Consider the following 12,095-nt stretch of genomic DNA (forward strand, 5'->3'; position numbering starts at 1 on the left):
CTATCCTATGGGGTTACCGTAATTTTGATAGTGCGGTATTCAGTGTTGTACTTGTACTCGTCAGCACTTACAGTTCCTACATCAGTTTTATAGCCGTCTTTTGAATAGCTTTTAAAACCACTGCTACTGCCCACTACCACTACCTCATAAGTTCCTGCTTTGTCATACGTATGAGTGTATTTGGTCACACCAGAATCATCGGTAATAGTAATACCTTTTCCTGTATCGAAAGCCTTATAGTCAATAGCTCCAAAGTTAGCCGATTCAACAAAATAATCGCCTATATAGCCAATGCCAGCACCCACGGTAGTAAACAGAATCTGAATATAAGAAAGTGTTGCCATTTTTTTGTTTACAGCACTTTCCCACGCTGAAATGGTACGACCAATATCAAAAGTGTAATCGGTATACTCAGTTTTGGGTTCTACAAATAAATCCCAAACGGTTTCTTTTTTGAAAGTGACTGCTGTTTCTCCTTCAGCAATTCCTCCTAAGAATATCACGATAGGGAACTTTGTTTCTTCGGGGTGTTCGCTTTGGTCGTTAGTACTTTTCAAAGTAGTTGTCGCAAACTTCATTCGTAAAGTCATCTTCTTGTCGCTTCCTACTTTGGTGTTTACATTAAGGCGCAAAGCTTCATACCACCAGTTAGGGTGTTTGGCATTCACTTTCACTACATTTTTACCTATGGTAGCATCGGTTACTACTTCGGCTTGACTGCCAACTAAGTTATCACCGCTATTGGCGTTGCGCACTTCAAAAGCGCCATTGGCTAAAGTAGTGCTCCCTACTTGTGTAGAAGTAAAGTCTACTTTGTAAGGTTTCACATCAGGGTCGGTAGGGCGATAGTTTTTACCTTGCAATTCCTCAGAAGTCTTTCCTTTGAGTACATTGTCTATACTCTTTTGGTAATCGTGTCCTTCATCACCGGTGTAAATAGCCAAAGCATTTACATTGTGATGAATAGTAAAAGTTACGGGGTCGCCTACCTTCACTTGGGTTTTATCAGCTGTTACTGATAGGTCTACGTCTTCAGGTTTATCCTTAGTACAAGCACCCAAAGCCGTGAGTAGCAAACTGCTAATGAGTAATATATATGTTTTCATTTTAATATCCAGGATTTTGAGTTAAATTCTTATTTGCGTCCAATTCGCTAAGCGGAATAGGTAATAGCTGGTGATAAGGGCGAACATTCTCAGGCGCAGCAGGTGCTGGAATACGGCGTTCCTCCCCACTGATAAACGGATTGTTGATACGCCAGTTTTGGAAAGCTTGTACCAGAATGCCACGGCGTACGAGGTCACACCAGCGGTCGGTGGTTTCTCCTACAAGCTCGCGTGCGCGTTCGTTTAAGATTTCAGTACGGAAAGCGGTATAATCATCGCTGTAATGTTTAGCTGTCCACATAGCAGTACCTGCATAGTCATAACCATAAGAGGAGGTTTTCCAATCGGGTACTACAGTATTTACATCGTTGATATGAGTTTTATCCAAATCACGAGGCAATACATCGCGGTGTACGATGCGTCCGCCTGCTTTGTTAGAGATACGAGCGCGTTTGCGCACTAAATTCACCGCATCGTAAGCACTTTGTACGTTGGTGCCATTCATTGTTAAAGAAGATGAGGGTGTGTAAGCTCCAGGTGAATGGTTTACCTCGTTATAAGCCTCTGCATAGATGAGAAGTACATCAGCAAAGCGAAGTAACGGTTCATCCATACCGAAGTTCTTGTAGTTATACGAAGAGGTATCAGCTAATGGGAAACGGCGGAACTTACCGATGCTCCACATCACCCAGTTATTGTTTTCGGTAGCCTTACTAAGGGGTTGGTCTACACGGGTATCTTTGTAAATATTGTAGTCCCAACCCCATAACTTACCATTGTCGAGTACTTGCACACGTGGGCAGTTCCACAACCGGCGAATAGAGTCGGAGGGTTCATAAATCATACGATGGTAATCGGAACTGGAGATGTTATCCCAAGAACCTCCTAAGTTTTCATTACCTCTCATTCCGTAAAGCATTCCTGTGAGGGTACCAGTGTCGTCGCCTGTAAGACCTTGTACGCACCAAATAACTTCTTTTGGAGCTTCGCTTATTTTGGTTTTAGCGTTGAATACATCGGGATAGTATTCTACTAATTGGTAGCGACCGCCTTGTATGACCTCTTTGGCATAGTTCATTGCTTTGGTGTAGTTTTCAGTAGCCGAACCAAGCACTTCACGTCCGTCGCGTTGTGCTACTGAAGCAAGCCACAAGTGTACTTTAGCCAAGAAACCGCGACAAGCATCTTTGGTAATACGTCCGTATTGGTAACCATTGCCTGTATCGCCTTTTTCAGCTACGTGAGCCATTGCATAAGTAAAGTCGGCAATGATTTGCTCAAACACTTGCTTTTGTGGGGTACGAGATACTTTGAGGTTGTTGAGTGATTGGGTTTCTTTTAGTACCAAAGGCACATCGCCAAACCAACGCACCAAATCGAAGTACAAGTAAGCGCGCACACCACGAGCTTCGGCTACATAGCGTTCCCAGTTATTGATACGATCTTTGTGTTCGGTTACATTATCGATTACCGAGTTGCAGTTCTTAATGGCAGCATAATGTTGTTGCCACATTTGGGTAATATAATCGTTGTCTGACCCAAACTTGTAGTTACGCAAGCCTCCCCCTTCGTCCCAATCGGCGCGTTTGGCAAGGTCGGTACTGATTTGTTTGGTACCGTGCCCTGTAACATACACATCGGTGAGGTAACGGTAAGTCCCGTTCATTGCTTGGCGAGCATCCAATTCATTTTCATAGAAAAATTGAGATGTAGGGGTGCTCTTGGGGGTTTCTTCCAAGAACTTAGCACAACTGCTCAATCCAAGACTTGCCCCTATTGCTATAATGGTGGTAATATGTAATTTCATAATCTATATTTTTTAAAAACCAACTTCTACTGAGAATAAAACCGATGTAGGTCGTGGGTACGGACTCATATCAAGTCCTGGTGCCAAACGAGCTATAGTGCCATAGCCCGTATTGGCTTCGGGGTCAAACCCTGAATAACGTGTCCAAAGCGCAAGATTGGTACCGGTAACGCCTACACGCAATTTGTTAAGTTTGTAAGGCTCTAACACTTCTTTAGGCAAGTTGTAACTAAGAGTAACAGTTTGCAAACGCAAGAAAGAACCATCTTCTACTAAGTCACTGCGGAAAGCGTTTTCAGCCCAGAAACCACCTCCAAAGAGCGGGAAGTTACGGTCGGGGTGTGCTTCCGACCACACGTTGTTATAAACGCTTTGTGTGATATTGTCGATATTCTTAGTACCTGTGAGGTAGTAAGCATTACCGTTTACTACATCATTGCCATACGACCAACGCAAGAAAGCGTACAATTCCCAACCTTTATATGAGAAAGTGTTGCCTATACCACCCGTGTGCAATGGGTTTACATCGGCTACGGGCACACGGTCGTTAGTGTCGATTACACCATCGTGGTTGATGTCTTTCACGCGCAAACCACCTAAAGCTACGTTAGGCCCTGGCTGAGCGTTATCCACTTCGTTTTGGTTGTGGAATACACCATCGGCTACATAACCGTAGTAAATACCTACTGGCATACCTACGCGCAAGAGCACATCGCTTTTGATTTTGGAGTTGATACCTCGGTCGTAAAATTGTTGATACTGACCTTCGTCTAATGAAAGGATTTTGTTTCGGTAGAAAGAAATATTGAAATCGGTTGTCCATTTGAAATCGCCTTCACGCAACCATTGTGCATTGAAGCTCACTTCGAGACCTTTGTTTTCCATTGAACCTGCATTCTTCCACGCTTTTTGGAATCCCGAAGTAGAAGGGATATTCACTTCCAAAAGCATATCGTCTATGCGTTTGTAATACAATTCAGTAGAAAGGGTGTAACGGTTTTTGAGGAAGGATAAATCTAAGCCGATATTGTATTGCTTTTGGCTTTCCCATTTAAGATTGTCGTTAGCAATATTGCTGGTATAACGACCGATTTCCACTTTGTTACCGTCTAATACTACTTTGTTTTTAGCGAGTTGCGCTAAAGATTGGTAAGATGGGATTTGGTTGTTACCTGTCATACCGAAACTACCGCGCAAACGCAAATTGGAAATAGCTTCTATTTTCTTGATAAAGTCTTCTTCGTGAGCATTCCAAGCCAAAGAAACGGCAGGGAAGTAACCGTATTTGTTGTTCTTACCAAATTTAGAAGAACCATCGGCACGCAAAGAAGCGTTGAGTACATACTTGTTGTTATAACTATAAGTAGCCCTACTGATGTAGGATACTAATTGGTTACCATCATAAGTGTACAAAGGCGCATAGGTTACTAACCCTTGGTTGATACCCCAAATGCCTTGTTTGGTATCCTCGAAGTTGGTAGACTTATTGTAAGTATAATCTGTCCAATACTTATTGGCTTCAAAAGCACCCATTATAGAAAAATAGTGCTTATTGATGCTCTTAGAGTATTGCAAACGGGCTTCATATACCCAGCTGTTCTCATTGCGATGAGAGAGTTCCATACGTCCGCGTTCTGACTGTCCGAACCAAGTGTCAGGCCCCCAAAAACGGTCTTGACCAATAGTGTGTAAACGGTAAGAAGCACTGGTGTTAAAAGTCAAATCTTTAAGCAGTTGATAGCTGAGGTATACATTGGCGTTGAGCTCGTTGTATTTGGTATTGATATCCACTTGGTCTACTGCTACCTTAGGGCTCATCGTACGAATATTAGGATAGCTCATCAGGGTACCAAAACCAGGGTAGTCTAAGAAAGGAGAAGTTTGCAAAGCTTTGAGAACCACTCCATTTTGAGACCAATCGCTTACGGGATTTTTATCCTTAGAAACGGCATAAGAGAGGTTGATACCTGCATTCATCTTATCGTTAATCTTCTGTGAGAGGTTGAGGCGTGAAGTGAAGCGGTTGAAAGCAGAACGTTTGATAAGTCCCTCTTGGTTGAGATAGCCCACTGAAAGCATATAGCGGGTTTGGTCGGTACCACCCGTGATACTACCGTTAGCTTCGTTTTTAGTACCTGTTTGGGTAACTTCTTTCAGCCAATCTTTTACGGCAGGGTGATTCCAGCCTTTTTCGGCAATCATTCGTTGCCAAAAGTCTATTTGAGGTTGATTGCCCCAAGTGCCATAATCGAGCATTTTGTGAGCATAATCTTCAGCGCTGAGCACCTTCAAAGGGATATTAGGCATCATTTCAATAGAACTTGCATAACTGAAGTTAAATTTAGGTTTAGCGAGTTCCTTACCTTTTTTGGTGGTGATAAGCACTACTCCATTAGAACCGTTAGACCCGTAGATAGCTGCTGCAGCGGCATCTTTGAGGATTTCCATTGACTCAATGTCGTTAGGGTTTAAACTGAGTAGCGGATTGGTAGCCACATCTTCATTGGTATTGGTTACCCTTTGGGTAGGCATTGGCACCCCATCAATAACAAAGAGCGGTTGCGTACCTCCTGTGATGGAGTTCACCCCGCGAATTCTAAATGTGAGTCCGCTGGAAGCAGAACCATCGGAAGAGATGATTTGCACCCCACTCACTTTACCTTGCAACGCTTGCAATACCTGCGACGGACTGCTTTGGGCAATATCTGCCATCTTCACCGAAGCTACTGCCGTAGAGATATCGCTTTTGCGCTGTGTACCGTACCCTACAAGCACTACCTCATCAATCTGAGTGACCTCAGGTTCGAGAGATACATTGAAAGTACGTGTTTTACCTACGGCTATGGTTTTGGAGCGATAGCCCATAAAGCTCACTACTATTTTATCGGTAGGAGCTACACTTAGGGAGAAACGCCCTTCAAAATCAGTAGCCGTACCTGAATGTGCGTGCTCTACAGCAACGCTTGCACCAGGGAGGGGTTGTTTGTTTTCATCGGTAACTACCCCCGTAATAGTTACTTTTTGCGCCAGCATTGGGATACTGAACAGCAAAATACAAATGCTAATGATGCTTTTCATTATATAAAATTTAAAGTTTTTTCTTTGGGACAAAATTAAGGAATACTTAACAAAAAGCACTTTACTTATTGTACATTTTTCTTTACTAAAAGTTATTTTTCTGGTAAAAACGTAAGTAATCAATAAGTTAACGTGAGCTCAACGTAAGAAATATCGTAGTATTTATGTTACGAAAAATATACAGAATAGAGGCGCAAGGGCTTTTTAAAAGGAAATAAAAAGGAATTATAAGTAACCAGTAAAAGTGTTTTTTGGTTGAAAAGAGCTTGGGTTAGCTTATAGAGAGCTTATAGGAAGCTTATATGAATCTTGGACGATTGGTATAGAAAGGGTATATAAGTAGTTGATTAATACTATAATACAACGATTAAAAAGTGCTAAAAATGAGGTTTCGAGGCGAAAGAAAGAGGAATAGGTAATAGACCTTAGGCCATAGGCAATAGGAGGGAGTATGACGGAAAAGGGGGGATATAGCGACGGAGAAGGGGGAATGTAGCGACTTACTTATTCGGTAAGCCCCCGAACCCCCGAAGGGGGACAAGCTGGAAAAGGTGACAAACCTTTCCCTTCACACATACCCAGCTGTTGCTGGCTTCCTCCAAAGGGGGAATGTAGGGACGAATGATGAGAGACGAATGACGAACAAATGACGGTGCGAGATACACAGGCGGATAAAATTAGTAAATGAGTTAATTAGCAAATTAGCAAATGGGGGCGGGAGAATTAAATAATGTAGATTTAGAGAGCTTATAGAAAAGACGAACAAAGAACGAATAAAGAACGAATAAAGAACGAACAATGAGTGGCTCTACAGTGGCTCTACAGTGGGTCTACAACGAACAAAAGACGAACAAAAGACGAACAAAAGACGAACAAAAGACGAAGAAAAGACGAAGAAATGATGAAGAAAAGACGAAGAAAAAGTGAAGGTAACTTAAAGCTAAGATAGGGATATGAAGAAAGTTCTGTTGTATTTATCAATGCAAAAAAAATGGGATACCAACGCAAAAGCGAAGGTATCCCTTTTTTAATATATTTAATGATTAAAAATCGATAGAGGTATCGTCTTCTCCAGAGTCTTCTTCTTTCTCCTTGCTACAATCTATTTGGATTTGTACATTCTGAGGAGCAGGGAATGCAGCTTTGGAAACAGCTAAGTCAGCATCGGCATAACACTTTTTCATATAGTATCCCCAAATAGGTAGAGCCATTGTAGCCCCTTGTCCATAAGCCATACTACGGAAGTGTACTGCACGGTCTTCGCCTCCTACCCATACGCCTGTTACAAGATTAGGCACCATTGCGACAAACCAACCATCGCTGTTGTTTTGGGTAGTACCGGTTTTACCAGCTATGGCATTGGTAAATTGGTAAGGATAGCCAGTCATTACATTTTTATATACAGCGTTGTAGCTATCAGCTCCTTTGGTACGCAATCTCGCCCCTGAACCGTAGCGAGTAACACCTTCCAAAAGATTTACTACCGCGCGAGCTACTTCGGCATTTACTACATCGTGAGTTTCAGGAGTATTTTCGAAGAGTACTGTACCGTTTTTATCTTCAATACGGGTAATCAGTACAGGTTTTACATATACGCCTTCATTAGCAAAAGTACCGTAAGCACCTACCATTTGGAAAACAGTGGCATCGGCAGTACCTAAGGCGATGGAAGGAGCTTGAGGCATATTAGAAGTAATTCCTAATTTTTTCACTAAGTTAATGACAGGAAGAGGACCTACTTTATCCATTAAATTCACCGTAATAGAGTTCACGGAGTTTGCTAATGCATATTTGAGAGTCATCATCTTACCGGTAAAGTTACCTGTGGAGTTACGCGGGCACCACGCTTGCAGGTTACCATATTTATGAGCTTCTACACAAGTTTGTATATCGGGCAGCTCTAAACAAGGAGAATAGTGGAGCTGGTCAATAGCTGTGGCATAAACAAAAGGTTTGAAGGTAGACCCAGTTTGGCGAGCTCCTTGTATGACTTGGTCGTACTGGAAATGTTTGTAGTTAATACCACCAACCCAAGCCTTGATATGCCCTGTTTGGGGTTCCATAGACATCATTCCTGTGCGCAAAAAAGCCTTGTAATACAGTATAGAATCGCGAGGAGTCATTACAGTGTCTTTCTCACCTTTCCAACTGAATACGCGCATATCGGTCTTTTTATAGAAAGAGTCGCGGATTTCCTTTTCGGAATAGCCTAAATACTTTAAGTGAGCCCAGCGATTAGAGTTTTTCATTGCCTTTTCAATTAGGGCTGCGTACTCATCTTTTGAGACCTTCACGAAAGGGAACATAGGGTTCTTCTTAGGGTTATTTTCGGCGTCGAAAGCCTTTTGTAGTCGTTGCATATGAGCTTTAACGGCAGCCTCAGCGTAGGCTTGCATCTTAGAATCGATAGTAGTGTAGACTTTTAGTCCATCGAGGTATAAGTTGTGCTTGGTACCATCTGGCTTAGGATTGTTTTCAATCCAAGTTTTCATATAAGTGCGCAAGTATTCGCGGAAATAGGTAGCCAAACCGTCGTTATGGCTCTCAGGAGTGAATTTAATTTTTAAAGGCAGTTTTTGTAGAGAGTCTTTTTCCTCTTGAGTAATGTAATTGTTCTTTGCCATTTGGGCAAGTACTACATTACGCCTATTGGTGACGCCTACTTTATTTTTCACTGGGTTATAAAGAGCGGAGTTTTTAAACATTCCGACTAACATTGCCCCCTCTTCTATCTTGAGGTTTTTAGGTTCTTTATCGAAGTAAATTTTGGCAGCAGAGCGTATACCATCGGCATTGTTATTAAAGTCGTAGACATTAAAGTACATTGCCAATATTTCTTCTTTGGTATATTGTTTCTCGAGACGAGTAGCAATGACCCATTCTTTTATCTTTTGAGTATAACGCCCTAAGCCTCTTTTCTTTTCTTTATGGAAGAGCTGTTTAGCTAACTGTTGGGTAATAGTTGAAGCTCCTCCTCTGCTACCGAAGAAAAACATTGCGCGCAAGGTGCCACGTATATCGATGCCTGAATGCTCATAAAAGCGTTCGTCCTCGGTAGCAATAAGCGCATCGACTAATGATTTGGGCAAATCTTTAAACTTAATAGGAGTGCGATTCTCGTCTAAATAGAATTTCCCTAAGGATTTACCATCGGCGGTAATTATTTCGGTAGCCAAATTGGTTTCGGGATTTTCTAAGTGTTTGAAGTCAGGCATCTCGCCTAATAGTCCCAAAGACGCTGATAAGAACAGCAACATAATTGCTACAATTCCACCAGCAAAGATATACCAAAACCATTTTACGACGGGGCTTATACCCTTTTTGGTTTGACTATTGTTTTCTGTGTCGTTTGTTTTTTTCATATCTTATTTATCAGTTTATCAATGAAAGTTTACTTTCTGTTTTTTACTTCCTCAACTCTTAATCCTACTTCAGTAATTCCTTTGAGCACAGGCACGCCGTTGTTATCGCCTATTTTTCGCATTGCTTGTTCTATTTTTATGAGATATTTACCTTTAGTAGGGAATGTGAAATTCTCTTTATACCACAATTTACTCTCTTTTACGGATGAATAGCCATAGCCTAACCATTTACCTTCGGGGGTAGCCATTTCGTACTCCAAAGTGTCTACAATTACTTTATTGCTGTTAGGCAATTCCATTTTAGTAATCAGAAACAGATTGCTGAACTCATAATGTTCGTCATTTCGGAGCATTATAAAAAGGTTCTTCTTTGCTACTGTGTCGTTTTCTTCTAATTCAAAAAACATAGGTTTATGCTGTTCCCAACCGTTGGGTAGGGAAACATATTGGCTATATTCCACCCCACTATGGCAAGAAATAAGCAAGGTAAAGAAGGTTAGCAGGCTAAGAATTCTCATCTTTTGGTGTATTGTCGTTATTATTAACTTTTTGTTTGTTTTTATAATTAGGGTTCTTTTTGTTATTCCCATTGGTATAATGAGTATTTTTAGGTTTCGCTTGTGGCTTTTGAACTTGTTTCTCGTTTGCTACCTCTGCATTGTTATTGTTTTTCTTAGCTCCTTGATTGGACTGTGATTTCAGTTGTTTAGAGGAGTTATTATTGTTACTTTGAGCAGATTTAGCATTCTTTTGACCTCCTTTATTGTCCTTTTTATTGTTGCGTTTGTTCTTTTTGCGCTTAGGAGTATCGAAACGGGTGATGCTATCTTCTTCTACCGGAGTGAGTTCGATGCCCTCATATACTGAGGTACTCTTACGAGAAGACAAGTCGGTTACAATGGCATATTCTTCGAGTTCCTCGATAGGTTCGCCGTTCTTATTGATTTCTAAGATTTCTTTTACACTGTCTACAGATAGTTTGTGCCAAGTAATAGGGTTTTCATCATAAGTGAACCACATTAATCGCTTAAAGATGTCTATCTTTTGACAAGTAGCCATACCGCGTTGTGTATGGAGTTTTGTATCGGTTCTTGGGAAGTCTTGCAGAGCATCTAAATAAGTATCGAGCTCAAAGTTCAAGCAACATTTTAGCTTACCACATTGCCCTGCTAATTTCTGTGGATTTAAAGAGAGTTGCTGATAGCGGGCAGCCGAAGTAGAAACACTTCTAAAATCGGTAAGCCAAGTAGAGCAACACAATTCGCGCCCACAAGAGCCTATACCACCCAAGCGAGCTGCCTCTTGACGGAAACCTATCTGGCGCATTTCTATACGCACAGAAAAGGCTTTTGCCATATCCTTAATGAGTTGGCGGAAATCTACGCGTCCTTCAGCTGTATAATAGAAAGTAGCCTTAGAGCCATCACCTTGAAATTCGACATCTGAGATTTTCATTTCGAGTCCTAAGGCAATAGCCAGCTCGCGTGATTGTTTTTGTACTTCAATCTCTTTGGCACGTGACTGTTGCCAAACATCTATATCGTGCTGATTAGCTTTGCGGTATACGCGAGGCAAGTCGCCTTCCCAATCTATTTTTCGCTTCTTCATTTGCGAACGCACCAACTCACCTGTGAGCGTTACTACCCCCACATCGTGACCTGAGGGAGCTTCAGTAGCCACGACATCTCCTATTTGCAGAGGGAGCTTGTCGACATTACGGAAGTATTCCTTTCGACTGTTTTTAAAGCGTACTTCCACGCAGTCGAAAAACTCTTGTCCACCAGCTAATTGAGTATTAGCAAGCCAATCGAACACTGAGAGTTTTACACTCCCAAAGCTACTGGCTCGACAGTTGGATATACACCCTTTTTTTGTATGATTGATTGTGCAACTATTGCAACTCATTTTCCTGTTTATTATGTTAATAGTGTTTAGGTAACATACTACCTCAATCGGCAAAAATACAAAAAAATATAATTAGAGCAACAATGTTTAGTGATTATTTTCTTTATTTTTAGGATTATTACCTTAATATAGTCTGTTATTTTAGCTTTATAGACAGTATTTCTAAAAGAGATTTTACAGTAGGAATAGGAGGGAGGATTATATTTTCAGTTTGGTTTTTAAATCTGTTTTTTACGGCTTCGGCGGTAGTTTTACCTATACAAAATATCTGTTGTTCAGCGGTAAGGGCGTTGCGCGTGCAGTAGCTTTCTACTCCCGACGGACTGTAAAAGAGAATAGCACTTGCGTTCTCTTTTATCTCAATAGGAGTATATTCAGTTTTATAAGCGGTGATTTCTTTTACTTTTAAATTGTTTTCAACAAAGAAGTTGGGGAGGGTATTAAGGCGTTGAGTACCTGCAAAGAATGCGATAGAGGTAAGTTTTTTTAAGGAAGTTAAGTTTTGCTGTAAATGTTGAACCAAATCAGAGGCATAGTGGGCAAAATACAATACATTAAAACCGTTTTGAGTGAGTAGTTGTTGAGTTTGCTCACCTACACAAAGAACAGGAGTCTCTTTTAAGGTAGTTGCCAAAGGGTGTTGTGATAGGCTTTTCACTGCATTTTGACTGGTAACAATGAGCAAGTCGTAGGGTGGTGTGAGGCTCATTGTTATAGGGCTTACGGTGATAAAGTTGTGTTCGATGAGGTGTATAGGAAGAACTGAAAGGATTGCTTTCTGTTCTTGGGATAAGACTTTTGTAGAGACGATGGTTTTCATATTTGTTATTTAATAAA

The 12,095-nt window shown here is 41.2% G+C and carries 8 protein-coding genes and 1 pseudogene; 2 read left to right on the forward strand and 7 right to left on the reverse strand.

Annotated elements, in window-relative coordinates; all coding sequences use genetic code 11:
* Nucleotides 1–5: 5 nt before the first annotated feature.
* Genes AM608_RS10975 through AM608_RS10985 form a run of 3 tightly spaced genes read right to left on the reverse strand, consistent with a single transcriptional unit; the run spans nucleotide 6 to nucleotide 5,991 of the window.
* Complete coding sequence (locus tag AM608_RS10975; protein ID WP_053581770.1) at nucleotides 6–1,106, reverse strand: DUF5017 domain-containing protein; 1,101 nt, start codon at nucleotides 1,104–1,106, stop codon at nucleotides 6–8.
* Between the two features lies 1 nt (nucleotide 1,107).
* Nucleotides 1,108–2,913, reverse strand: a complete 1,806-nt coding sequence (locus tag AM608_RS10980) for a RagB/SusD family nutrient uptake outer membrane protein (RefSeq protein ID WP_053581771.1) — start codon at nucleotides 2,911–2,913, stop codon at nucleotides 1,108–1,110.
* 12 nt (nucleotides 2,914–2,925) lie between these two features.
* Nucleotides 2,926–5,991 (reverse strand): TonB-dependent receptor, encoded by a 3,066-nt coding sequence (locus AM608_RS10985; protein WP_009751619.1) that lies wholly within the window; start codon nucleotides 5,989–5,991, stop codon nucleotides 2,926–2,928.
* 496 nt (nucleotides 5,992–6,487) lie between these two features.
* On the opposite strand from AM608_RS10985, the pseudogene AM608_RS12805 reads away from it, so the two are divergent.
* Together AM608_RS12805 and AM608_RS12740 are read left to right on the forward strand one after the other, a co-directional pair.
* Nucleotides 6,488–6,568 (forward strand): annotated as a pseudogene (locus tag AM608_RS12805) (phosphinothricin acetyltransferase); the annotation flags it as partial.
* Nucleotides 6,569–6,789: 221 nt separating this feature from the next.
* Nucleotides 6,790–6,918: a hypothetical protein gene (locus AM608_RS12740; protein ID WP_256379112.1), complete on the forward strand. Its 129-nt coding sequence runs from the start codon at nucleotides 6,790–6,792 to the stop codon at nucleotides 6,916–6,918.
* Nucleotides 6,919–7,034: 116 nt separating this feature from the next.
* On the opposite strand, the gene AM608_RS10990 is transcribed toward AM608_RS12740, so the two are convergent.
* The 4 genes from AM608_RS10990 to AM608_RS11005 form a co-directional block, all read right to left on the reverse strand.
* Complete coding sequence (locus AM608_RS10990) at nucleotides 7,035–9,353, reverse strand: penicillin-binding protein 1A (protein WP_053581772.1); 2,319 nt, start codon at nucleotides 9,351–9,353, stop codon at nucleotides 7,035–7,037.
* 29 nt (nucleotides 9,354–9,382) lie between these two features.
* A complete protein-coding gene (locus tag AM608_RS10995) occupies nucleotides 9,383–9,871 on the reverse strand; it encodes a gliding motility lipoprotein GldH (RefSeq protein WP_053581773.1) in 489 nt (162 codons plus the stop codon).
* Complete coding sequence (locus AM608_RS11000) at nucleotides 9,858–11,168, reverse strand: regulatory iron-sulfur-containing complex subunit RicT (protein WP_053581774.1); 1,311 nt, start codon at nucleotides 11,166–11,168, stop codon at nucleotides 9,858–9,860. The genes AM608_RS10995 and AM608_RS11000 overlap by 14 nt, the downstream gene beginning before the upstream one ends.
* A gap of 226 nt (nucleotides 11,169–11,394) precedes the next feature.
* A complete protein-coding gene (locus tag AM608_RS11005; RefSeq protein ID WP_053581775.1) occupies nucleotides 11,395–12,078 on the reverse strand; it encodes a uroporphyrinogen-III synthase in 684 nt (227 codons plus the stop codon).
* Nucleotides 12,079–12,095 lie beyond the last annotated feature (17 nt).

Source organism: Capnocytophaga sp. oral taxon 323, assembly GCF_001278825.1.
In the GTDB taxonomy this organism is placed as follows: Bacteria; Bacteroidota; Bacteroidia; order Flavobacteriales; family Flavobacteriaceae; genus Capnocytophaga; species Capnocytophaga ochracea.